Origin of the sequence: Azospirillum sp. B2RO_4, assembly GCF_051124815.1 — a bacterium.
Lineage (GTDB): Bacteria > Pseudomonadota > Alphaproteobacteria > Azospirillales > Azospirillaceae > Azospirillum.
Map to the genome: position 1 here is coordinate 145,691 of NZ_CP118491.1, position 22,885 is coordinate 168,575.

The following is a 22,885-nucleotide window of genomic DNA, read 5'->3' on the forward strand; positions in this document are numbered from 1 at the left end:
GACATGTTCAGGAGCGACCGATGGCCCGCATCACGATCCGGAACCTCGAGGATCCCTTGAAGGCCCGGCTGCGGATCCGGGCCGCCCATCACGGCCGCTCCATGGAGGATGAGGCCCGCCACATCCTGCGCGCAGCGCTCACGGAAGAGGGCCAGGCGGCGACGAATCTCGGGGAAGCCATCCACCAGCGGTTCGCGCGGCTCGGCGGTGTCGAGGTGGCGGAGGTGAAGCGCGAAGCCCTGCGGACGCCGCCGAGCTTCGACTGATGATCGTCCTCGACACGAACGTGCTCTCGGAACTGATGCGTCCAACCCCGTCCGAAGCCGTACTCCGCTGGTTCACCGGACACTCCGCCGCCACCCTGTTCACGACGACGATCACCCAGGCGGAAATCCTGTACGGCCTCGCCCTGCTGCCGGAGGGGCGGCGTCGGAGCGATCTGCTGACGGCGGCGGAGCAGATGTTTGCCGAAGACTTCGCCGGCCGGGTGCTGCCCTTCGACAGCATGGCGGCAAAAGCCTTCGCGCCCGTCGCGGCGGGACGACGGCAACAAGGTCGGCCAACCGGAGCCTTCGATGCGCAGATCGCCGCCGTCGCGGCGTCCCGTGGCGCTGCCTTGGCAACCAGAAACGTGGCGGATTTCCTGGATTGCGGGATTCCCATCATCAATCCATGGGAAAGTTGAGGCTGCCGTCCTGAAAGGAACCGACTGGCAGGCTTGATGCCTTCGGCGCAAGATGCCAGATCGACAGTGGCAATTTGCGCAATGGAGGTTGAGATGCAGAATCCCGCTTCGCCAGCGGCCCTGGCCGATCGCCAGCGGGTGCTTGCCGCTGACCTTCTGGGATTGGACCACCCGCCTGCCGACGATCTCGACGTCCTGCGGATGGTGCGGGGCAGGCTGTCTCCCCAGTCAGTCGGCGCCTTGCAGGCGGCCGGGCTCGACGCCCGCACCCTGGGCCGGATCATTCCCCGGCGCACGCTGGAACACCGCCGGCAGAAGGGGGAGGCGCTGTCGCTGGAGGAGAGCGAGCGCGCCTACCGCGCCGCCAGCATCGTCGCCCTGGCGCAGGCGGTGTTCGGCAACCGGGACAAGGCGCTGTCCTGGCTCCATGCTCCCCGCAGCCGTTTCGACGGCGAGGCGGCCATCGCCCTGATCGACACCGACATCGGTGCCCGTTTGGTGGAAGAGGCCCTGATCCAGATCGACGAGGGCTATTTCGCGTGACGCTCTGGCGGATCAGCAACCATGCCGATCTGCAGGGAGTCGGCGGCTTGCGCGCCGGTGCCCGCTGGCACAATCGCGGGCGGCCCATCGTCTATCTCGCCGAATCGCCGCCGGGCGCCCTGATCGAGATCCTGGTCCATCAGGAGATCGCCTCTCCCGCCGCCCTGCCGGACCGCTACCGCCTGCTGACCATCGCGGTGGAGGTCGGGCTGGTTTCCCTGGATGCGCCGCCGCTTCCCCCCGACTGGCGGGAGCGGACGGAGGTGACGCGCGCCGTCGGCGATGCGTGGCTGGCGACCGGCCGCTCGGCCCTGCTGCGGGTGCCGAGCGCCATCATGCCCGACGTCCACAATGTGCTGCTCAACACGCTGCACCCGGATGCCGGAAAGCTGCGGATCGCCGACGTCCAGGACGTCCCCTTCGACCCGCGGCTGTTCAAGACCGTCCCGCCGACGGCAAGACAGCCGTAACCGCCCCTACACCCCCATCATCCCCCGCCAAACCGCGTGGAACTGCTGAATGCGCTCCTCGTTCAGGCCGAGCAGGGCGGGACGCTCCGTCTGGCGGCAACCGCGGAAGGCCAGTTCCGACGCCTCCTGGTCCTCGCGCAGCAGGGCGACGTTGAGGTCGCGCGCGCCCTCCTCGATCAGGCGACGGGCGGCGGGGCCGCCTTTGCCGGCATCTCCCCCAGGGGCGCCGTCCGGATCGGCCAGGAACAGGCGGAGGTTCAGCGCGCAGCGGTCGGGGCCGAGCGGGTCGTAGGTCTGGACGCTCATCACCGCGCCGCGGGTGAAGCCGATCTCCAGGTTGGGGAAGATGTGCAGGTGGTCGTAGTCGCGCAGAAGCGGGCTGGGGCGGAAGCCCAGCCGCTCCGACACGCCGTCCCACCAGCGGGCGCTCTTGTCCGACACCGACGTGACGCCACGGGAATGGGCGCCGTCGTAATCGCAGCGCCAGTCGCCCTTCACCAGCTTGCGGAAGGTGGTGGGGTGGGTGAGGTCGGCGTGATAGACCTCCAGCACGCTCTCCACCCCCATCTTCCAGTTGGCGGCCCACTCCATCGATCGCTCGTCGAAGGGGCGGACGAAAACCTCCGAGGCATGGCGCAGCACGTCGGCATAGACGCCCAGCCAGTCGCCGAGGTCCGGCCCCTCCGCCGCCAGCCGCAGGAAGACGAAGCGCCCGCACACCCCGACCGCCACCGGCGTCAGGGCACGGCCGCAGCGGCCGTCGCGGTCGAGACCGAAGTTCGCCTCGTTGCCGGGGATGCCGTAGGGCACGCCGTCGCGGTCGAAGGTCCAGCCGTGATAGCCGCAGCGCAGCATGCCGTTGCCGCGCGGCGCCCGGTGGATCATGGCGAAGCGGTGGGTGCAGACGTTGCGGAAGCCGCGCAGCTCCCCGTCGAAATTCTGCACCAGTACATCCAGCCCGCCGATCCGCCGGGTCAGATAGTCGTTGGGCCGGGCAAGCTCGTCGGTGAAGCCGGCGAAGATCCAGGCATGGCGGAAGACCCGCTCCTCCTCCGCCCGGAAGATCTCCGGGTCGTAGTAGGCGGCGGGGTCGATGCCGGGGACGGCCTTGGCGGCGGCGAAGGGGAGGGGGCTTTCCATGATGCGCAAAGGGTAGCCCGCGCCCCACCGGCCGGTCCAGGGCACAGCAGGTCGCAGGCGCTTCCTCCCGTCACGGCCGGAACAGCGTCGCCTCGATGCCGCGCAGCCCCGTGGCGTCGCAGATGTAATAGGCGACCATGGCGCGGCCGTCCGGCAGCACCGCCGCCCAGGGATAGCCCAGGTCCGGCGCCGGCCCGTCGTCGCGCAGCACCAACTCCGGCACCTCGCTGGGCTGCTGGCGGCGCGGGTCGTAGAGGCGGGCACGCACGCCGTAGGGCGCATGGCGATAGCCGCCGACCAGCAGAAGCCGGCCGTCCGGCAGCGGGCAGGCGTCATAGGGATGGCCGACCACCGCCTGGCGCCGCCACGGCTCCCAACTGTGGCCGAGATCGGTGGAGCGCGAGGTCGCCAGATGGTCGTCCAGCCCGGTGGTGCGGTGGAAGGCGTGCAGCACGCCGTCGGCGTCCAGATGCAGCGCCGTCTCGCAGAAGCCGGCCTTGGCCTCGGGGTCGATGGCGATGATCGCCCGATGAACCCAGCTCTCCCCCCGGTCGGTCGAGGCGAAGAGATGGCTGGCATAGGTGCCGGTGGAGGGGTGGTGGGTGTAGCCGGTCTGCAGGATGGTGCCGTCCGGCGCCTCCACCGCCCGGCCGCGCACCGCACCGCCGTAAAAGGGCCGCTGGCCCGGCACGATGTCGGGATGGCCGGGCAGGGGGGGCAGGTCGCGGTGCGGGGTCCAGCTCCGGCCGCCATCGTCGCTGTGCCGGCTGTAGCCGCCCCAGAAGATGTAGAGGTCGCCGGTCTTCTGCGGATTGCCGGTCAGCCCGATCCCCAGCGCGCGCAGCGCCTCCCCTTGCGACGACGGCACCGGATACCAGCAGAATCCGGTCAGCAGGATGCGGCCGTCACGCAAGCTGAGCAGGCTGGCGTCCTGGTCGGCCGCCTGCGGATCGGGCGGCAGGGACATCTCCTCGCCCAGCGGTTCGGCATCGGGGCCGAGCCGCAGCAGCACGGTCTGCGAGCGGGAATCGAGATGGTCGACATGGTTGAACCCGGTCTCCCCCGTCCGATATTCCGCCCCGCGCAGCCAGCGATGGTCGCGCGCCCGCCGGAAGGCCAGCAGCACCGATCCGTCTCCCACCGGGGTGAGCGACGGGAAGGACGCATAGAACCGCGGGTCGCGGTACAGCACGCGATGTTCGGCACCGGTCATGGCCATCGGGTTCCCTACTCCCTCTTTGAAAAGCAGCAACGAGCCCGCAAACGACGAGTCTGCTCAGGCCAGCCCGATCCAGAGGAGGAACGCCCGGTTGACCGCGAGCATGCTTTCATCCTCCAACCGTCCGAACGCTTCGCCGATCTTGTCGCGGGCGATCGTCTGGACCTTGTCGACCATCACCTGCGAGCGTTTGCGCAGACCGTTACCCGGAGTCGGATCGACCGACAGGCGGAACAGCGGCGCGTCCACCAGGGCGCTCGTGATCGGCAGAATGGTGACGCTGGGATGCCCGTCGAACAGGTCGGACTGGATGACCAGTGCCGGACGCGGCTTGCCGCAGTCACCCTGCAAGGCGGCCGTCACCAGATCGCCGCGCCTCACTCCCAGCCCTCGGTATCGCGGACCGTGTCCAGCCAGTCCATCGTCTCCTGCTCCTGCGGCGTGTCCCGGACCAGCAGAGACTGGCGCCGGCATTCGGCGGCGAAGCCGGGCCGGCGGGTGTCCGGCACCCAGATCTGCAACGGCCGCAGCCCGGCGGCGCGCAGGCCGTTGCGATGGCGCTGGACACGGAAGGAAAGCGGCGTGGGCATGGGCAGGCACTCCCTTATGTTACATGTAACATTGATCGTCCGCCGATCCTGTGCAAGCCCAACCCCAATAAACCCGCCCCTCTGTGGACCCGCGACCTCGTGCCTCAGCAGCATGGCGCGACGAAGGACCGGATGCGCCTTGAAAGATCGCTGCTCTTATGGAGAGTTTTCACCGCAGACGATTCTCCTTTTACGCGGTGCCGCATCCCATGGCGTCCTCCTTCGTCCCCACTGCCGCCCCCGTCGGCAGCTTTCTGGACAATGTGCGCACGCGCATCACGTCGCCGCGGGCCTATTGGCGCAAGGTGAAGGCCGATCCGCGCTACGCCATCTACGACATCCTGCCCATCGTCACCGATCCGGTCCTGCGCGACCGGCTGTCGGCGCTGATCGCGGCGCGGCGGCCGCGCACGCCGGGCTTCCAGCCGTCGCTGGAGGCGCGCGACTGGTGCCGGACGCTGGAGAGGGACGGCATCACCCCGCCGCTGCCGCCGATCGACCCGGCCGTCGTCGCCGACTTGCGCGCCTATTTCGAAAACACCCCCTGCCACGATCCCTTCCGCCCGCATCTGGGCTGGTTCCGGCCCGACAGCCCGCCCAGCCCGGACTCCAACATGGGCTATCACGGCATCGAGCAGATCCTGCGGGCTCCCCATGTGCTGGCTCTCTTCAACGATCCGCAGGTGCTGGAGACGGCGGAGCTGTATCTCGGCTGCAAGCCGATCCTCGACAACATCGGCTGCTGGTGGTCCTGGGGCGGCGAGAGTTTCGGCGGGCGGGAGGCGGCCAAGGGCACCCAGCGCCACCACCGCGACCTCGACAGCCTGCGCGGCTTCAAGCTCTTCTTCTACCTGACCGACGTGGACGAGGACGGCGGCCCGCACATCTACGTCAAGGGCAGCCACCGCAGCCGCCTGCTCTCCACCGGCCGCGCCCTGACCGACGCGCAGGTGGAGGCCGCCTTCGGCAGCGCCGGCACGGTGACGATGACCGGCTCGGCCGGCAGCCGCTTCATGGGCGACACCTACGGCGTCCACAAGGGCGCCCTGCCGCGGCGCGGCCGGCGCCTGCTGCTGACGGCCCAGTACAACGTCAACCGCAGCCCGCACGGACCGACCGTCCCGCCGCTCGACCGCCGCTGCGCTGGGGTGCCGGACGGGCTGGATCCCTTCGTGAACCAGATCTACGTGGCGCCGTGACGAAGGGATGGCTCCGGCCGTCCGGCGGCTTCACCCCATGGCGAGAGCCGAGGCATAGCCGATCTCGTAATAGAGCCGGATCATCGCCCACAGGCTCTCGCCCTCGAGGCTGTCGATGTCGATGGCGGCCAGATCGGCCAGATTGACGTTGAAGTTGCAGCCCTGTTCCGCCTGCCCGTTCCGCCGCTGCATCAGGCGGTTGGAGACCCCCTGGTAGAACATCCGCCGCATCAGCCAGCGTCGGTTCAGCCGGTCGGGGTGGATGAAATGGGACACCGTGGCGGCCGGCACATAGTAGGTGGCGGCTCCCGCACGGCGCATCTCGATGAAGATGACGCCCTCGTTCGCCAGCAGCCCGTCCCCCTTGCGGCCGAGGTCGGTCGGGAAGGTACGGCCCGCCATCAGCCGCTTGCGGAAGGCGCAGTTCCCTTCGCCGAACCATTCCGTCTCACGCAGGAAGCGGGATTGGCTGTCCCATCCCCAGCGGCACGAGAAGAAATGCAGCATGTCGTCGGCCAGCCAGCCCGGCCGGGGCACGTCTCCGAAATCCGGTTCGACCTCGCCCGCGACGATGTCGACGGCGTCGCCCAGCCGGTGGAAAGGCTCCAGCAAGCGCTCCAGCCAGCCTTCGCAGGCCCGCTCGTCGTCGTCGATGAAGGCAATCAGCGCTCCCGCCGCCTCGGCCACGCCGCGGTTGCGGGCGAAGCTGACGCCCGGACGCTCCTCCACGATATGGCGCAGCGGCACCCCCCGCAGAGCGAAGACGGCCTGTCGGCCCTCGACGACCGGGCGTCCTTCCGCCAGGGCGGAATTGTCGATAACGAGGATTTCATGCGCAGCACCCGGAGAGCCGCCCACCCGCTGCCCGATCAGACTGTCCAGGCAGGCGCCGAGCAGTTCAGGGCGCCTATGGGTGCAGATGACGATGCTGGCGGCGATTTCCGGGCTGTCGGTGTTGGGGGTTCCGGTGGTCGGCATGCTGCTCCGTCTGTCAGTGATCGGCATGGACGATGCGCAGGTCCGGCAGGCCCCAGGCGGTCACGCCCATATCCTTGGCCATCATCGCCAGCCCCTCGGTCTCGATGTAGCCGCGGTGGCTGTAGGACGGGAAACACACCCCCTCGCGGTGAAGGTCCGCGCGCACCAGCAGCGCCGTGCCGCCGACCCCGTCCAGCGGCACGATGTCCTCGCCGGCGAAGGCATCCAGATAGAGCCGGCCGGCACCGCGCGGCGGCTGGAAGATGCCGTCGGCCAGATGGCGCGGGTCTTCCCCGCCGATCTCCGGGGCCGTCAGTCGGAAGCTGTTGAGGTCGAAGGTCCGTCCGTCGGGCAGGACGCAGTGGGGGACGACGATGTCGCGCCCGGCGGCGAGCAGGCGGGCCGGCAGGTCCGGCGGATAGTCGACCAGATCGGCGTCGAGCCACAGCACCCAGTCCTCGTCACCCAGCGCGCCGGACAGCAGCCGGTTGCGCGAGCGCGCCAGCAGCTCCCGCCGCCGCCGCTGAATGTCCGGCGCCCAGCGCGGCCCCTCGGGCCGGAATCCGTAATCGTGGCGCAGCAGCGTCACCCGGCGGTAGCGGTCCCGCAGTTCCGGCAGCCTTGCCGCCAGCCAGTCATGGGTGCCGTCGCGGCTGTCCCCCTCCAGGAAGCCCAGCGACAGGCGGGACGGGTCGTGGTCGAGCCGGCCGAGCAGTTCCAGATAGCGCGGCAGATGGGCGACGGCGTCCTTCACCGGGGTCAGCACCAGCAGCTTTTCATGCATCGTCGTCTTCTGCCGTGCCGCCACGATCGCCGGGGCAGGCGTGACGGCACGCCGATAGGCCTCCACCGGCAGGCGCTTGCCCATCTCCTCCAGCATGGCCCGGCAGCGGTCGCCGCTGAAGCGGGCGGCGGTCGCCTTCCAGTGCTCCTCGAAATGCCGACCGCCGAAGGTGTTGCCGCCATGGACGACGTAGGTGTAGAGCCGCGGCAGGTCCATCCGGACGACGCGGGCCGTGCGGCGCAGCTGTTCGACCACCGGCGTGTCCTCGCCGCGGCGAAGCGCCGGATAGCGGGGCATCACCGCCTTCTCGCACAGAAGCGAGCCTTCCCAGTCCCGTTCGCAGGACACCGCCAGCCGGCCCTCGGCCGGCCACCAGATCATCCAGCGGCCGAGCAGGCAGGCCTGGGCGCCGGCCGCGGCCAGCACCCGCTGCTGCATCTGCAGCCGGCAGGGGTCGTACAGGTCGTCGTCGTCCCATTGGCAGACATAACGGCCGGCCGCATGGTCGACGGCAAGGTTGCGCAGCTCGCCCAGCGTTGCGCCTCCCTCCCGCCCGGCCGCAGTCACCCGGATCAGACGGATGTTCGGGCACCCGGCGGCGCGGATGGCGCGCTCCAGCGGGTCGTCCTGCGGCAAGGCCGGGCTGTCGCAGACGATGACCAGTTCCCGGTTGGGATAGGTCTGGCGCGCGAAGCCGTCGATGGCGAACTCCAGCAATGCTCTCCGCCCTCTGGTGACCATCAGGCAGGAGATCAGGGGCAGCCCCTCCGCCTTTATCGGAGAGCGGGCGTCCTCCGGCCGGCCGTCGGTCACCACCGCAGCGATCTGCCGCGGCAATGCGGCCTCGGGAGCGGTCTTGGATGCAGCATCGCCGCGGAACCAGGTGCCCTCCCAGTAATGAACGGCATAGGCCCGGCGGGTCGCCTGTTCCCAGAAGACGGGATCGAACAGGCGGCCGCCCCAGCAGTCATCCTTGGTCACGGGATAGAGCAGTTCCGGCGGCAGCACCGTCACCGCGGCAGCGCCTTCCCCTTGATATGAAGCGTGGGCGCGTGTCAGCAGGAAGGGGCCGGTGGCGTCCAGCACGTCGGCGCAGGACCGCGCCTCGACCAGCCGGTCCAGCAGATGGTCCCAGAAGGGATGGCCGGGCACCGACGCCAGGAAGGACGGGCACAGGATGCGGGGCAGCCCGCGCTCCACCGCCTTCGCCAGCCCGCCATGCTCCTCCGGTTCCAGCCCGACGACGAAGCTCCGCCCCTCCAGCAGCCCGTCGATCGGACGCAGGCATTCGAAATCGAGGTCGGCATAGACCCCGCCGAAGCGGCGCAGGATCAGGTAGCGCGCCAGATCGATCCGCGCGATGGGATCGGCATAGCCGTGGAAGACCGGCAGCAGCGCCGGATGCTCCCCGGCGATGAAGCGCCCGATGTCCTCGTCGGTCCAGAACCGGTACTCGAAGCCGGGATTGCGGTCGATCCAACTGCGCTGCAGCGCCTGGAATTCCGACGGAACGTCGCGTGTCTTCCAGGTCTGGTGGATCAGGCGCGGGATCGGGGAGCAGGAGTCGGTGCGCATGGACTTTGACCGCAATTGTGCATGGACCGATAAGCACTATTGCCGAGCCTGCTCAATAGAAATGGATGCTTGGGAAGAATCTGTCACACTTTGATTCATTCGACACACGCCATTAGAGAATATTTCTCATGTTTTTCTACAAAACCTTCTCTCATTTGCCCGGACATCGCCCTGCAACTGAAGATTATCAACCGCACCCAGGAAATTCACCGTCACGCCATGAAGTTAGCCAAGTTGACCAAGATGGGGGGCGACGCCTATGATCCTTGAGAAAGATGGAGGGGCCGGATGCGGCAGTTCACCATTCATGCGGCCAAGACCAACCTGTCCAAGCTGATCGAGGCGGCTCTGCGCGGCGAAGAGGTCGTCATCGCCAAGGGAAGCAGGCCGGTCGTGCGGCTGGTCCCGGTTTCCCGCGGGTCTTTCACCATCGGCCTGCTGAAGGACAGGCTCGGCACCGGGCCGGACTTCTTCGAACCGATGGACGAGGCCGATCTCGACGCCTGGGAAGGGGAGGGCGTCAGGGTTCCATGACGGCGGTCCTCCTCGACACCCATGCCTGGGCCTGGAGCCTGTCCGGCGATGCCCGCCTGTCGAAACCGGCCGTCGCCGCCATCGCAGCCGCCGACATGGTGCTCGTCAGCCCGATCACCTTCTTTGAGATCGCCCAGAAGGTCCGGCTCGGCAAATGGCCGGAGATGACCCCCTTCGTGGAACGGCTGGATGCCCTGCTGACCGAGCAGGGCGGGCTGGTGGCCGGCTTCGATCCCGCGGTCTGCCTGATCGCCGGCATGATGGACTGGCCCCACCGTGATCCTTTTGACCGTCTGTTGGCGGCCACGTCGATGCATTACAAGCTGCCGCTGGTCTCCGCCGACGCGGTCTTCGACGGCATCGTCACGCGGCTGTGGTGATCGCCCCCGTCCCAGAACAGGCCATTCCATGCCCGGACACCGCCCCTACCGCCTGCATCGCCCCTGGACCGTGCTGGGCAGCCGTGAGCTGCTCGACGCCGATCCCTTCCTGAAGGTCCGGGTGGAGACGGTGGAGCTGCCGGACGGACGGCGGATCGACGATTACTACCAGTTCGACCAGCCCTCCTTCGCCTGCATCTTCGCCGAGACGGCGGACGGGCGGATCGTCACCTACCGCCAGTACCGCCACGGCCCGCGCAAGGTCGGTCTGGTCTTCCCCGGCGGCCACCTGTCGCCCGGCGAGGAGCCGCTGGCCGCGGCCAGGCGTGAGCTGATGGAGGAGACGGGAATGGAAGCGGAGAGCTGGACCGACCTCGGCGCCTACATCGTCAACGCCAACCAGGGCGGGGCCTGGTCGCACATGTTCCACGCCACCGGCTGCCGCCGGGTCGCCGACCCGATCGTCGACGACCTGGAGGACACCGAGATCCTGCACCTGACAAGGGCGGAACTGCTGGAGGCCATCGGCCGCGGCGAGATGCATCTGCTGACGCAGATCGCGCTGGTCAGCATGGTCTGGCAGGCCGACATCGCGCGGGTGCTGTCCCGCCCCCATTCCCCGGACACAGCCGGCCCAGACACAGCCAATTGAGGAAAAGCCCGATGACCCGCTTCGCCCCAATGGCCCTGATGGCCTTCCTGACACTGGCCGCCCTCCCGGCCGCCGCCGAGCCGATGAAGGGCCGGTACGAACTGCGCTGCCAGGACCCGCAGACCCGGCAATGGAGCGTCGCGGGCCAAGTGACCGACCCGGAGATCGTCGATCTGCCGGCATCCGGTGGGAAAGCCGGCGGACGTGAGGTGCGCGGCACCGGGGCCGACGGCAAGCCGGTGGTCCTGCCCATGCCGTCCGACCGCACCTGCATGCTCAGCGCGCGCTGACCGGCGGCGGTTCCCCCCGCCATCGAACAGGGAACCGACCGTCAAACTGTAACATCCCCGCTGTAGCTTCCCGACGCTCGCCAAGATCAAGCCGGCGCCGAACGGGCTCCAATAGCCCGACGGCGCCGCTCATGCCAGCCGCTTGCCCTGATGAGGGTTCGGGAGACACCAGCCATGACCAACTTGCCCGTTCAATTGCCTGAAACGTCGCGCCGTTCGGTGCTCCGCGCCCTTGCCGGGCTGCCGCTGCTGCCGGTCGCCGGCATCGGCGCCGGCGAGCTGCTGTTCGCCTCGGGCGCCGAAGCGGCCGCCGCCAAGGGCGCGCCGGTCGCCGTCGAGTTCGTCGGCATGGCCGCCCCCACCGCCGCCGCCGCGCAGGCCAAGACCACGGTCGAATCCAGCATGGTCGTGACCTGGGCCGATGGCTCCAAGCAGAGCTTCGCGCTCGGCTACCAGCCGCTGTTCATCACCGGCGACATGGTGCCGGACGGCAAGGGCGGCACGATCCTGGCCGGCGGCTATACCGACATCAACGGCAAGCCGATCCTCGATACCTCGATGGCGACCCCGGCGCCCTTCTTCTCCGACTGCCCGGACGGCTGCAACCTGCTGGCCCCGATTCCCGGCGCCAAGGTGGCGGGCGTCACCGGCAACACCCTGTTCGCCGTCGTCCAGTTCGAATACGCCACCCGCGATTCCAAGGACGCCTCGATGTACGGCAAGCTGCCGTCGCCGATCGCCGTCCTGACGCTGGACCAGAACAAGGAAACCGGCGCACTGAAGCTGGTGCAGTACCACAATGTCGACACCAGCCCGGCGCACGGCCTGTGGATCACCTGCGGCGCCAGCCTGTCGCCCTGGAACACCCACCTGTCGAGCGAGGAGTACGAGCCGGACGCCGCCGCGCTGGACGACCAGTTCCGCGCCTACAGCAAGAACCTGTTCGGCGACGAGACCAAGGCCAACCCCTATCACTACGGCCACCTGCCGGAGGTGACGGTCCACCCCGACGGCACCGGCACCATCAAGAAGCACTATTGCCTGGGCCGCATCTCGCACGAGCTGGTGCAGGTGATGCCGGACGAGCGCACCGTGCTGATGGGTGACGACGCCACCAACGGCGGCCTGTTCATGTTCATCGCCGACAAGGCCAAGGACCTGTCCGCCGGCACCCTCTATGCCGCGAAGATGGAGCAGGAGGCCGGCAAGGACATCGACAAGGGCGGCGCCTTCGCGCTCAAGTGGGTCAAGCTGGGCCACGCCACCAGCGCCGAGATCGAGAAGCTGGCCGACAGCCTGAAGGCCGCCGACATCGTCGAGGTGAAGAAGGAGGATCCGAAGGACCCGTCCTTTACCGCCATCCCCTTCAGCGGCAAGACCCAGTGGGTCAAGTTCAAGCCGGGCATGGAGAAGGCCGCCGCCTTCCTGGAGACCCACCGCTACGCCCCCACCGTCGGCGCCACGCTGGCCCTGACCAAGCTGGAGGGCGTCACCGTCAACGCCAAGGACAAGACCGCCTACATGGCGGTGTCCTACATCTACAAGACGATGAGCGACGGCAAGAGCGGCATCAAGGTCGACAAGATCAACGCCGGCGCCGTCTATCAGCTGCCGATGAAGGGCGGCCAGACCGACATGGCCGGGGCGGCCATCGCCAGCGACTGGGTGCCGGTGCATTTCAGCGCCGTCCCGGCCCTGGTCGGCCGCGACCTCGCCACGCCGGACGCGCTGGGCAACACCGCCGACGCCGACCTGATCGCCAACCCCGACAACCTGAAATTCTCCGAGAAGCTGCGCACGCTGTTCATCGGCGAGGACAGCGGCAACCACGTCAACAACTTCCTGTGGGCCTACAACGTCGACAGCAAGAAGCTGGCCCGCATCCTGTCCTGCCCGGCGGGCGCGGAATCGACCGGCCTGCAGGCGGTCGACGACGTCAACGGCTTCTCCTACGTCATGAGCAACTTCCAGCACCCCGGCGACTGGGAGAAGGGGCTGCACGACAAGGTGAAGGACAGCCTCGCCTCGCTGATCGACGACGCCTACCGCAACCGCCGCAGCGGCGGCGTCGGCTACATCCACGGGCTGCCGCAAGCGGTCTGATGGGGGCGGTCTGATAGGGCCGGTCTGGCCGGACCTGAGTTGAAACGACAAGAAGCGCGGCCGGTGACCCGGCCGCGCTTTTTTCATGCCTTATCGAAAGAAGTAATACCGACGCAAAACTACCCGAATGATTTATTCTTGGAAGTGGTAATCATCAATCGACCTAGAACCAATCGGTGATCTTAACACCTCGTTAACTGGCCGGATGGCTCAATAAGCTCATCAGAACGGGCAGAAGCCTCCACCCCGAATACTAAGGATCGCCGCCATGTCCAAGACCGATTGCGCCGTAAACGTCTTCGCCTCTGCTTCCCTGCACCTGGATGTGGTCGATGAATTCATCGCGATCGCCCAGTCGAAGCTGAACGGTACCACCAGCGAATTCGCCCGCGACAGCCTGACCGACCTGCTGGCCGGCCTGACCGAGCAGCGCGAGACCTACCGCGCCGTACTCGCCGCCGCCCCGACCGCCAACGCGCTCGCCGCCTGATCCGGCCACTCCAGTCCGCTCCCTCCGCCGTCCCCTCTTCCGCGAAAGATCGCCATCATGACCGCCCCGATCGCCGCCCCGATTGCCAAGGACGTCCTCGCCTCCGCCACCCTGCATCTGGACGTGCTGGAGGAGTTCATCGCCGTCGTTCGCCGCCGGATGGCGTCGACCACCGACACCTTCGCCCGCGACAGCCTGAACGATCTGCTGCTGAGCCTCACCGAACAGCGCGACAGCTATCAGGCCTTCCTGCCGCTGGCCGCCGCCGAGCCGGTCTGAGGTCTTAAAACGCCTTCAGCTTCTTCCAGGCGAACACCACCATGCGGGCCAGGAGCCAGCCGTGGGTGAAGCGGGAGATCTGGGTTTCGCCATAGCTGCGGTCGGCGTAGCGCACCGGCACCTCGACGATCTTCAGGTTCTGCTTGGCGGCGCCGAAGATCAGGTCGAAATCGCCGAAGGGGTCGAAATCGCCGAAGTAATGGCGGTTGTCGACGATGGTCTCGTAATCCTGGCGCCACAGCACCTTGGTGCCGCACAGCGTATCGGTGAAGCGCTGGTTCAGCAGGAAGGAGAAGATGCGCGCGAAGGCCCGGTTGGCCAGGAAGTTCAGGAAGCGCATCGCCTCCGGCGCCATCGGGTAGACCAGCCGGGTGCCGTTCACGAACTCGCCGCGTCCCGACACCATCGCCTGATAGAATTTCCCCATCGTCTCCGGCGGCACCGTCAGGTCGGCGTCGAGGATGATCAGGATGTCGCCGCGCGCCACGGCGAATCCGGCGCGCACCGCGTCGCCCTTGCCCTTGCCGGGCTGCTTCATCACCTTGATGTCCCAGTCGGGATAGGCGTCGCGGACCCGCAGGCACTCCTCGTACGTGTTGTCCCGGCTGTTGCCCTCGACATAGATCACCTCGATGTCGGGGGCGAAGCGGGGCAGGCGGCGGATGGCGTTCTCGATGTTGCCGCGCTCGTTGCGGCAGGGGATCAGGATGGTGGCCGAGGCCGGCTTGCCGTCGACCGTCACCTCATCCACGGTGGGCTGCGGCCGGGCGACGACATAGTTGCGCACGCACAGCCGGCGGATGCCCGGCAGCGGGGCGATGTAGCGGTTGACCAGCGTGCCCAGCCCGAACAGCCGCTTCGGGATCAGCTGGCGCCATTCGCGGCGCACCGGCTCCCAGCCGGCCAGATCCAGCAGGTTGACGATGTCGCTGGTCGACAGCCAGTTCTGCTGGCCCTGCGGCATGCGCATGCCCAGCTTCTCCGCCGCCCACAGGATCGGCTCCCAGACGCGGGAGTGATAGCTGACGATGATGCGGGTCTTGGGATTGGCGACCCGGCGCAGCAGGCGCAGCGTCTCCTCGATGTCGTCGAGGAAGCCGATGGTGCCCGACAGCAGGATATGGCTGAACGGCCCCTCCACGGCGTCGATGGTCGCCGGGTCCTCGGCGTCGGCGGCGATCAGCTCCAACTGCGGATGGCGCGTCTTCGCCACGGCGATGGTCGCCGGGCTGAGGTCGATGCCGACGCCGCGCGCCGGCTTCAGGGCCGCCAGCGTGTCGCCGACACCGCAGCCGATCTCCAGCACCGTCGCCCCTTCCGGAATCAGGAAGCGCAGATAGGCGCGGTCGGCGTCGTGGAAGGCGCGGTTGCGCTCGGCCCAGCGGTCGCGCAGGGGGGCCATGGCGTCGAACAGCGACCGGATGCGCTGCTGGCGCGGAGAGAGGCCGCGCGTCTCGGCTGCGGGTTCCATCGCGGCGGGGGTGGCCACCACGGGAGCGGGCTGGGAAAGCGTCGAAGTCGGCTGGTCGGTCATCGGGAGAAGTCCGTGGGAAAGGCGTCGGGTCCGCCATCAGACGTCGGGACAGCCGTCCGGGCGGCGGTCTCGTTGCGCAGCAGCAGCCAGAACAGGCCGCCGGGCAGCGAGAGGACGGCGATCGACAGCCCGATCAGCAGCGAGACCAGAAGGGCCGCGTCGGCATCGAAGCCGAGCAGCGCGAAACCGGCGACCATCGCCCCCTCGCGCACGCCCCAGCCGCCGAGCGAGACGGGCAAGGCGGCAGCGACGATGGCAGCCGGCACGATGGCCAGCCCGTCCAGCCAGCCGAGCGGCAGGCCGACCGAGCGGGCGAACAGGATGGTGGCGGTGATGGTGGCGAGATGGACGCCGATGCTGTGGCCCAGCGCCGCCCAGGCGGCCGGGTTGCCGGCCATGGCGCGCAGCTGCGCCACCGCCCCCCACAGGGTCCGCCCCAACGCCCCGTCGCGCAGCCGCTTCGGGATCGGCAGCCGGTCGCGCGGGATGCGCCCGGCGAGCAGCAGCAGCCCCATGGCGACGGCCAGGACCAGCGCCCCGGCCAGCACGGTGCCGGCGACGGCGGGCGGCGCCACCGCTGCCAGATGCGGCAGCCCGACCAGCCCGATCAGCACCACGCCCAAGAGCGCCATCAGCCGGTCGACCAGCAGGGCCAGCATCACCGGCCCGGCCGGGTGGCCGAGCCGCCAGGTGAACCAGCCGCGCAGCAGGTCGGCCCCGACCGATCCCGGCAGGATCTGGCCGACGAAACCGCTGGCCATCTGCAGGCGGAAGGCGGTCCAGCGGGTCAGGGAGAAGCCGGCGGCCCGCCCCACCGCCCGCCACCGCTGCGAGGCGAAGGGCAGGGTCAGCGCCTTCACGGCGAAGCCGGCGGCGAACAGCCACGGATCGGCGGCCGACAGGCGCGCGGCGATACCCGGCCAGTCGGCCCCGGCGGCGAGCGCGCCCAGCACCACGACCGTCACCGCCAGCTTGACCAGCAGCGGCCACCGCCGTCCGGACGGCTTCCCCGGACCGGCCCTATCCGGACCGGGGCCGGAGTCGGAACCGGGCTTCGCCGATTGGACGAAGGGGGTGTCGAGAAGAGCCTGGGCCATCATCCCCGCATGGAAATCCGGGTGCCGCGGGACAGCGGCGCCGAACGGGCCGTTGTAACGGCTCACGCCCGGCTTGTCACCCGGTCAGGCGGGAGAGGGGCCAGGGGGCGAGGCCGGGGGCGGAGAGCCGGCTGCTCCTTCCTTGAGAATGGACATGACCGTATCGACCAGCTTGCCGGCATTCTCCTGGACATAGCCCGGCTCGCTTCTCGACTGGATCATCAGCCAGGGCTGGGCGTCCGTGCCCTGCTGGGGATCGAAGAAGCCGAGCCGCGCCTTGGATTGCTGGTATTCCGGATGGTGCTCGCTGTCCGTCCGCATCGCGGCGCCGAACGCGCCATTGTCCACCGCCGCCTGCGACGCCGCGGCATCGGGACCGTTCAGCATGTCGACCAGACCGGCCTTGACCTCGTCGGCCGACATCTTGCCCAGCTTGTCGAAGGCCCGGTTGTCCAGCCAGATTTCCACCTGCTTGTCGTCGGTTCCCTGGGATCCCGGCAGGAACAGCGTGATCATGGATGTCGTGTCCCAGCCCTTCGGTGGTGGCGTCGCCTCCGACTGGCGCTCGGCCTCCCACTCCTTCACCTCCTGGGATTTCTCCGGCATGACGCCGCCTCTCGACACCGCCTGACGTTCGACGACCTTGCCGATCTCGCCGGACAGCATGAGATTGCCGGCGTTTTCGCCCTCCTCCTCGAAGCCGAACTGAGTGCGCAGGGATTTCATGGCGTCACGCACGAAGTCCATGCGCGCCGACTGATACTCCATGACCTTTTGGATGCGCGCGCTCGTCGCCCGGAAATCCGCGAAGCTGACATCGCCTGCGATTTTCAGCTGTACCGGCGGCTTGGCCGGCGTGTCGGCGGACCCGTTCATCGCCGACACCGCCTGTGCCGACAGCGATACCGTATCGGTCACCGGCTTCTTCGCGGCCGAGGGAGCTGGCGAGGAAGCTGGCGAGGAGACCGCCGCGGAAGACGCGGCCGAGGGAGTTGCGGAGGGAAGCGGGGAAGCCGGTGCGGCTTTCAGCTTCGCCAGCAATGAGAGCGCCGACATGGCGCCCTCCTGAGCGGCCTTCGTGACCATGGTTCCTCCCCCGCCAGAACGTATCGAGAGGAGAATAATTCCGTTTCCGGCTAACAGACCATTAATTACTGCAATCTCAGGTACGTGATACTCCGGCCGGAGCATTCCCTGCCGGGATCGGCCCTGCTCACCCCATCCCGGCGGCGGCCAGCATGCCGCTGTCGGGAATCATCCCGGCCGCGCGAGCGGTGGAACCGGCGGGGCTCAGCGCCCGGCCTTCCAGCCTGCCGAAGACGATATAGTGCCGCATCGCCGCCGTCAGGTCGCCGCCGGTCGCCGCCGCCACGTCGGCGTTCGCCGCCAGATAGGCCGACGCGTTGAAGCCGGTCGTCCGTCCTTCGGTCCGGCCGTTGGTCAGGTAATGCAGTTCGGCCCGGGTGGTGTCGGTGCCGAAGGCGGCGGCAAGGTCGCTGTTGGCGGCCAGATAGGCCGTGGGATCGAAGGTGACCGTCCGGCCCTCCGCCCGGCCGTTGGTGATGTAGTGGATCTCGGCGCTCGTCCGGTCGGTGCCGAAGGCGGCGGCGAGATCGCCGTAGGAGGCGAGATAGGCCAGCGGGTCGAAGCTCACCGTCCGGCCCTCCGCCCGGCCCATGGTGATGTAATGGATCTCGGCGCTCGTCCGGTCGGTGCCGAAGGCGGCGGCGAGATCGCCGTAGGAGGCGGCATAGGCCAGCGGATCGAAGCTCACCGTCCGCCCCTCCGCCCGGCCCACGGTGATGTAATGTGCCGCACCGGCATCGCCGTTGGCGCCGAAGGCGTTGGCGAGATCGCCGTAGGAGGCGATGTAGGCCAGCGGGTCGAAGCTCACCGTCCGCCCCTCGGCCCGGCCCATGGCGGCGTAGTGCGCGGCGCCGGCGCCGGCGTCGGTGCCGAAAGCCGCCGACAGGTCGGTGTAGGAGGCGATGTAGGCCAGCGGCGAAAAGGCCTGCCCGGACGAGACCGCAGACGTGCCGGTCGCCGGGCTGGTCCCGCTTCCCGAACCGCCTCCACTGCCGCCGCCTGCGCCGGGGCTGGGGATGCCCGGCACCGTCAGCGGAGCGGACCCCATCCGCGCCCAGTCCAGGTCATGGATTCCCAATCCTGCCGCAGCCCCGCTGCCGAGCCGGAAGTCACCGGCCGCCGGGTTGGCGAACAGCCCCGACGACACCGTGTCGCCGCCGGTCAGCCCGCGCACGCCCTGCAGCAGGTTGTTGGTGACGCTGTAGGAACCGGGGGTCCAGAACTCCCAGTAATCCACGCCCGTCGAGGAGGAGATGACGTTGCCGGTGACGCTGTTGTTGCTGAGCAGGCCGATGCTGCCGGCGCTCGGCACCCATTCCAGCCGGATGAAGCGTTCGCGCGGGTTGGACAGGGTGGCGAAGTTGTTGGTGACGCTGTTGGAATCGCCGCCATGGATGAAGACGCTGGCCCAGCCGGTGTTCTGGATGAAGTTGTCCCGGACGGCGACGCCGTTGGCCATGTCGTCCAGATAGATGCCGAAGCTCTTGTGGCGGTCGAGCCAGCCCGATCCGTCGGTCGCCAGACCGCCGACATTGCGGATGTCGTTGCCGCGGATGGTCGTGCGGGTATCGACGTTGGAGCGGCCCAGCATCTCGATGGCGCCGCCGTCGGCGGTCTCGGTCATCGTGTCGTAGATGCGGTTGTATTCCACCACCGTGTCGGTATTGACGGTGGCGCCGTCCCAGTTCTTGATCGAGATGCCGTAGCGCGGGCTGTTGCGGATGTCGTTGCCGGAGATCAGCGTGCCGCTGGTGCCGTAGAGCTGGATGCCGGCGACGTCCTTCAGCACCTCGCCGATGCCGTCGATGCTGTTGGCGCTGATGCGGTTGCCGTTGCTGCCGTAGGCGACCTTGATGCCGCTCGCCCCCAGATGCTCCAGCCGGTTGGCCTCGATCACGTTGCCGGACGATCCGGTCAGCGTCATCGCCGTGCCGACGCCGGCAAAGCGGTTGCCGGCGATGCTGTTGCCCGACGAATTGGTCAGCGTCAGGGCCGAGCCGTCCCAGGTCGTGTCGGCGAAGGTCAGCCCCTGCAGGGTGACGCCGCTCGCCCCGTTCAGCGACAGGAGCGTACCCAGCCTCGGCACCACCGCGCCCTGGGCCAGCAGGGTGCCGGGGTCCTGCGGCTTCACCACCAGCCGGCCGGTCTCGGCCTGCCAGGCGAACTCGCCGGCGTCGCGGATGAAGGCGTCGTCGTTCAGCAGGCGGTAGGTGCCGCCGCTGCGCAGGGCGTATTTCACCCCTTGCGTGAAGTTGACGGTCCGGCTGCCGGCATCGGCGGAGGCGACGCCGACGATGTTGTCGGACAGCCGTTCGGTGTCGAAGGTCTGGACCATCATGCCGGGCTGGACCCCGGCGGCCAGCACCGCCGCCATCGCCCCGTCGCCGGCCCCGATGCGCAGGCTGGTCTTGCTGGCGCCGCCGGCCGCCGCCTCCAGCACCGACCAGCCGGACTTGGCGTCGCCGGCGTTCCAGTCGCCGGTCTGCGCCACCTTCTGCCGCACCCCGCCGATGAAGAGGTCGAGGCCGGTGGCAGACGTCGGCGCGGCATAGAGCCCGCCGCCGATGGCGGTGAAGCCGCCGACCCGCTCGCCGCCGCTGAAGACCGGCGTCTCGCCCGGATAGGCCATGATGCGCACGCCGTTGTCGGCCCCGGTCAGCGTGACCGTGCGCGCCATGGCATAGCTGCCGCCGCGCACATAGGTGTCGCGGATGCCGGTCGCCCGCATCGCGCTCTGCGCGCGTTCCAGCGTGGCGAAGGGACCGTCGGTGCCGTCGGCATTGGGTGCCGCCAAACGCCCCGACCAGGAATCGTTGCCGTTGGTCGCGACGTAGAAAGCCTGCTGCGTGTCTGTCATTGCCGGATTGCCTTGCCGATACCGGGCAATCACACGGCAGAAATACTTAATAAGGAGGTAGTCTCATCCTTTCGGATGCCTACTTTCGGGATGAGCGTCCGTGTTCATTTCGTGACAAGTGCCAAGGCCGTGGCAGTTGTCACTTGCCCAATCCTCCGCGTTGTCTTGGATACCCTACACTCAACCCGGTCAGCGCAGATCGACCCGCCGTTCCTCCCGCAGCACCGTCTCGTCGCCATGGCGCAGCGTCACCGTCACCCGGTAGGGACCGGGCGGCCAGGAGCCGGGAACGGGCTTCTTCACCTCGGTGCCGAAGAACAGCACGGCCAGCGGACGCGGCACCGCGCCCTCGTTGCGCGACAGGCGGCGGCCGTCGGGGCCGGTCACCTCCAGCGTCACCCGGTCGCCCTTCCGCCCGCCCATCAGTTCCGCCCACACCCCCAGCGTCGGCGCATCCGCGGGCAGGGGCTTGCCGCCATAGCCGCCGTCCCGCGCCACCTCCGCCTTCGGCGCCTCGGGCGCCAGCCCGGCGCCGAGCAGGGCGCTCGGCCGGTAGGCGAGTTTCCGGCGCGCCGCGTCGCTCCACAGCGTGCCGGACGGCATGGGTGCTTTCCCCTGGTCGACAGCGCAGGCGGGCGCCTCCCCGGTTCCCGCCTCCTTGCCGGTATAGGGGTCGAGGGTATGGCCGTCGTGGCGGATGCCGAAATCGACATGAGGGAATTCGGTATTGCCTGACAGCCCGACCTCGGCCAGCGGCGTGCCCGCCTCCACCCGGTCGCCCGGCCTGACCGCGATGCTGCCGCGCTTCAGGTGGCTGTACTGGGTCTCCCAGCCATTGCCGTGATCGACCACCACCGCGTTGCCGGCCTCCCGCCCGGCCGGCGCGCCGCCGCTCTGCCGGATGCTGACATCCTCCATGCCGTCGCGCACGCGGGTGACCGTGCCGGGGGCCGCGGCCACCACCGCCACCCCGCGCCGCATCGCCTCCAGGTCGGGCAGCCGGAAATCGGTCCCCTTGTGCCCGTCATAGGTCAGCCGCCCGCAGGCGAAGTCCTGCATCCCCGGCCCCGGATCGGCATCGACATAGTTCTGGACGAAGCACTCCGCCCCGATCCGGCAGCGCACCGGCAATTCCAGCACCGGCGCCCCAGGGAGAAGGGCGGCGGGAGGGGCGGCGGGAGATTGGGCTGCTCCGGCGGCCGGCAGGAACACCAGGGCGGCGAACCCCCAGCGATAATCGACCGGCACCCTCATCCACACCCCTCGCACAGCATTGCTCCGTCCTGCCTGACCGTCCCTCTACAGGTGGGGTGCCGGAGGGGGAGGACCAGATCCAGGCTTATGCGACGGCGCATAAGGGGTGCTCCCGCACCAATTCCCACTGCTTGGAAGCCGGGAAGGGCGGGACTTGGGACAAAGCTTTTGGGTATGAGCAAAAGGGGGCACAGAAAAAACGCGCGCCGCGAGAATGGCGTATTGACGATTCTCCAAAATGGCTATACAGTGCGCATCCCTTCGCGCAGGAAGGGTATCAGAACATCATTTTTTACTAGCGATAGAAGCTCTGAAAAGGGGAGTCAAGAAAATTCTCCATCCTGCCGCCGCTGCAACAACCTACGGAGAGCACATGAACGAGCCGATGCCCCAGACCCTGAATTCCCGCAACCGCGCCATCCTCGCCTCCCTGTTTGAAAAGCCCACCCGGGTGGACATCCGCTGGGCCGACATCGTGACCCTGATCACCGCGCTCGGCGGCACGGTCACCTGCAAGAGCGGTTCCCACCACCGCCTCTCCCTGAACGGCGAGATCGGTATCGCCGCCCGGCCCCATCCGCAACCCACCGTCGCCCGTCATACCGTCAAGGCTGTGGCCGAATTTCTCCGCAAGGCCAGGGTTGCTTAAAGTTATTGCTATCATAATTTGATAGCACTATAAAAGAGCCACACATCGACAACAGGAGGGCCGGGGGGCGGGCAGAACACCCACCCCCGGATACCGGACGACATGCAATACAAGGGATACACCGCCAGCATCCGCTTCGAGGAAGATACGAAGCTGTTGGCCGGCGAGGTCATCGGCATAGCGGACAGCGTGTTCTTCGAGGCCGACAATGTGGAGAGCTTCATCCAGGCTTTTCACGGCGCGGTCGACGAGTATCTCGCCTTTTGCGAGGAAGAGGGCAGGGAGCCCAACCGGCCGTTCAACGGCAAGATTCTCTTCCGCTGCGATTCAGGCCTGCACCGTGCCGCCGTCCAGGCCGCCGAGGCCAAGAACCTGACCCTCAATCAGTGGTTGATCAAGGCGATCAGCCAGCAGGTCGAGCGTGAAGCCGACGATCCCGTCGTCGTTCGCGCCGCCTGACACCATAACGCTCGACGGAAGGCCGGGACCTCACCCCA

General features: G+C 68.4%; 25 protein-coding genes. 14 read left to right on the forward strand and 11 right to left on the reverse strand.

The features are described from left to right. Positions 1-20: 20 nt before the first annotated feature. The 4 genes from PWS46_RS29010 to PWS46_RS29025 all read left to right on the forward strand — a co-directional run bounded on the left by PWS46_RS29010 (position 21) and on the right by PWS46_RS29025 (position 1,698). Positions 21-266: a FitA-like ribbon-helix-helix domain-containing protein gene (locus PWS46_RS29010; RefSeq protein WP_434625642.1), complete on the forward strand. Its 246-nt coding sequence runs from the start codon at positions 21-23 to the stop codon at positions 264-266. Continuing rightward, a complete protein-coding gene (locus PWS46_RS29015) occupies positions 266-685 on the forward strand; it encodes a type II toxin-antitoxin system VapC family toxin (protein ID WP_434625644.1) in 420 nt (139 codons plus the stop codon). Before PWS46_RS29010 ends, PWS46_RS29015 begins: the two co-directional genes overlap by 1 nt. A gap of 93 nt (positions 686-778) precedes the next feature. Then, entirely contained in the window at positions 779-1,228 is a 450-nt protein-coding gene (locus PWS46_RS29020; RefSeq protein ID WP_434625646.1) for an antitoxin Xre/MbcA/ParS toxin-binding domain-containing protein, read from the forward strand. Beyond that, the gene (locus PWS46_RS29025) at positions 1,225-1,698 is read left to right on the forward strand and encodes an RES family NAD+ phosphorylase (RefSeq protein WP_434625648.1); all 474 of its coding nucleotides are present in this window, start codon (positions 1,225-1,227) and stop codon (positions 1,696-1,698) included. The genes PWS46_RS29020 and PWS46_RS29025 overlap by 4 nt, the downstream gene beginning before the upstream one ends. Positions 1,699-1,704: 6 nt before the next feature. Here PWS46_RS29025 and PWS46_RS29030 read toward each other — a convergent pair whose 3' ends face one another. The 4 genes from PWS46_RS29030 to PWS46_RS29045 all read right to left on the reverse strand — a co-directional run bounded on the left by PWS46_RS29030 (position 1,705) and on the right by PWS46_RS29045 (position 4,647). Further along, positions 1,705-2,838 (reverse strand): aromatic ring-hydroxylating oxygenase subunit alpha, encoded by a 1,134-nt coding sequence (locus tag PWS46_RS29030; RefSeq protein WP_434625650.1) that lies wholly within the window; start codon positions 2,836-2,838, stop codon positions 1,705-1,707. A 70-nt stretch (positions 2,839-2,908) separates the two neighbouring features. Beyond that, a complete protein-coding gene (locus PWS46_RS29035; protein ID WP_434625652.1) occupies positions 2,909-4,057 on the reverse strand; it encodes a sialidase family protein in 1,149 nt (382 codons plus the stop codon). Between the two features lie 57 nt (positions 4,058-4,114). Next, positions 4,115-4,438, reverse strand: a complete 324-nt coding sequence (locus PWS46_RS29040) for a type II toxin-antitoxin system PemK/MazF family toxin (RefSeq protein ID WP_434625653.1) — start codon at positions 4,436-4,438, stop codon at positions 4,115-4,117. After that, positions 4,435-4,647: an antitoxin MazE family protein gene (locus tag PWS46_RS29045; protein ID WP_434625655.1), complete on the reverse strand. Its 213-nt coding sequence runs from the start codon at positions 4,645-4,647 to the stop codon at positions 4,435-4,437. The genes PWS46_RS29040 and PWS46_RS29045 overlap by 4 nt, the downstream gene beginning before the upstream one ends. 209 nt (positions 4,648-4,856) lie before the next feature. Between PWS46_RS29045 and PWS46_RS29050 the strand changes: the two genes are divergently transcribed. Next, a complete protein-coding gene (locus PWS46_RS29050; RefSeq protein WP_434625657.1) occupies positions 4,857-5,846 on the forward strand; it encodes a hypothetical protein in 990 nt (329 codons plus the stop codon). 30 nt (positions 5,847-5,876) lie between these two features. Here PWS46_RS29050 and PWS46_RS29055 read toward each other — a convergent pair whose 3' ends face one another. Beyond that, the gene (locus PWS46_RS29055; RefSeq protein WP_434625659.1) at positions 5,877-6,824 is read right to left on the reverse strand and encodes a glycosyltransferase family 2 protein; all 948 of its coding nucleotides are present in this window, start codon (positions 6,822-6,824) and stop codon (positions 5,877-5,879) included. A 13-nt stretch (positions 6,825-6,837) separates the two neighbouring features. Then, a complete protein-coding gene (locus PWS46_RS29060; RefSeq protein WP_434625660.1) occupies positions 6,838-9,183 on the reverse strand; it encodes a glycosyltransferase in 2,346 nt (781 codons plus the stop codon). A 288-nt stretch (positions 9,184-9,471) separates the two neighbouring features. On the opposite strand from PWS46_RS29060, the gene PWS46_RS29065 reads away from it, so the two are divergent. The 7 genes from PWS46_RS29065 (at position 9,472) to PWS46_RS29095 (ending at position 13,911) form a co-directional block, all read left to right on the forward strand. Next, positions 9,472-9,717, forward strand: coding sequence for a type II toxin-antitoxin system Phd/YefM family antitoxin (locus tag PWS46_RS29065; RefSeq protein WP_434625662.1), 246 nt, complete (start codon positions 9,472-9,474; stop codon positions 9,715-9,717). After that, entirely contained in the window at positions 9,714-10,097 is a 384-nt protein-coding gene (locus tag PWS46_RS29070) for a type II toxin-antitoxin system VapC family toxin (protein WP_434625664.1), read from the forward strand. Before PWS46_RS29065 ends, PWS46_RS29070 begins: the two co-directional genes overlap by 4 nt. 28 nt (positions 10,098-10,125) lie before the next feature. Continuing rightward, positions 10,126-10,749 (forward strand): NUDIX hydrolase, encoded by a 624-nt coding sequence (locus tag PWS46_RS29075; RefSeq protein ID WP_434625666.1) that lies wholly within the window; start codon positions 10,126-10,128, stop codon positions 10,747-10,749. An 11-nt stretch (positions 10,750-10,760) separates the two neighbouring features. Next, positions 10,761-11,039 carry a hypothetical protein gene (locus PWS46_RS29080; protein WP_434625668.1) on the forward strand — a complete coding sequence of 93 codons (279 nt, stop codon included), beginning with the start codon at positions 10,761-10,763 and terminating at the stop codon, positions 11,037-11,039. 183 nt (positions 11,040-11,222) lie between these two features. Next, a complete protein-coding gene (locus tag PWS46_RS29085; protein ID WP_434625671.1) occupies positions 11,223-13,142 on the forward strand; it encodes a PhoX family protein in 1,920 nt (639 codons plus the stop codon). A gap of 268 nt (positions 13,143-13,410) precedes the next feature. Beyond that, positions 13,411-13,632, forward strand: a complete 222-nt coding sequence (locus tag PWS46_RS29090) for a hypothetical protein (protein WP_434625221.1) — start codon at positions 13,411-13,413, stop codon at positions 13,630-13,632. Positions 13,633-13,689: 57 nt separating this feature from the next. Continuing rightward, positions 13,690-13,911 carry a hypothetical protein gene (locus tag PWS46_RS29095; RefSeq protein ID WP_109150563.1) on the forward strand — a complete coding sequence of 74 codons (222 nt, stop codon included), beginning with the start codon at positions 13,690-13,692 and terminating at the stop codon, positions 13,909-13,911. 4 nt (positions 13,912-13,915) lie between these two features. Here the strand turns inward: PWS46_RS29095 and PWS46_RS29100 are convergent, their stop codons facing one another. From PWS46_RS29100 to PWS46_RS29120, 5 genes are all read right to left on the reverse strand, one after another. Further along, complete coding sequence (locus tag PWS46_RS29100; protein WP_434625223.1) at positions 13,916-15,445, reverse strand: glycosyltransferase; 1,530 nt, start codon at positions 15,443-15,445, stop codon at positions 13,916-13,918. Continuing rightward, the gene (locus tag PWS46_RS29105) at positions 15,442-16,608 is read right to left on the reverse strand and encodes a lysylphosphatidylglycerol synthase transmembrane domain-containing protein (protein WP_434625225.1); all 1,167 of its coding nucleotides are present in this window, start codon (positions 16,606-16,608) and stop codon (positions 15,442-15,444) included. The genes PWS46_RS29100 and PWS46_RS29105 overlap by 4 nt, the downstream gene beginning before the upstream one ends. 18 nt (positions 16,609-16,626) lie before the next feature. Beyond that, positions 16,627-17,628 carry a hypothetical protein gene (locus PWS46_RS29110; RefSeq protein ID WP_434625227.1) on the reverse strand — a complete coding sequence of 334 codons (1,002 nt, stop codon included), beginning with the start codon at positions 17,626-17,628 and terminating at the stop codon, positions 16,627-16,629. A 127-nt stretch (positions 17,629-17,755) separates the two neighbouring features. Next, positions 17,756-20,485: a right-handed parallel beta-helix repeat-containing protein gene (locus PWS46_RS29115; RefSeq protein ID WP_434625229.1), complete on the reverse strand. Its 2,730-nt coding sequence runs from the start codon at positions 20,483-20,485 to the stop codon at positions 17,756-17,758. A 189-nt stretch (positions 20,486-20,674) separates the two neighbouring features. After that, complete coding sequence (locus tag PWS46_RS29120; RefSeq protein WP_434625231.1) at positions 20,675-21,739, reverse strand: M23 family metallopeptidase; 1,065 nt, start codon at positions 21,737-21,739, stop codon at positions 20,675-20,677. A 373-nt stretch (positions 21,740-22,112) separates the two neighbouring features. Here PWS46_RS29120 and PWS46_RS29125 point away from each other — a divergent pair, with 373 nt between their 5' ends. Both PWS46_RS29125 and PWS46_RS29130 read left to right on the forward strand, forming a co-directional pair. Then, positions 22,113-22,388, forward strand: a complete 276-nt coding sequence (locus tag PWS46_RS29125; RefSeq protein ID WP_434625233.1) for a type II toxin-antitoxin system HicA family toxin — start codon at positions 22,113-22,115, stop codon at positions 22,386-22,388. 102 nt (positions 22,389-22,490) lie between these two features. Beyond that, positions 22,491-22,847, forward strand: a complete 357-nt coding sequence (locus PWS46_RS29130; protein ID WP_434625235.1) for a type II toxin-antitoxin system HicB family antitoxin — start codon at positions 22,491-22,493, stop codon at positions 22,845-22,847. The last annotated feature ends 38 nt before the right edge of the window (positions 22,848-22,885 follow it).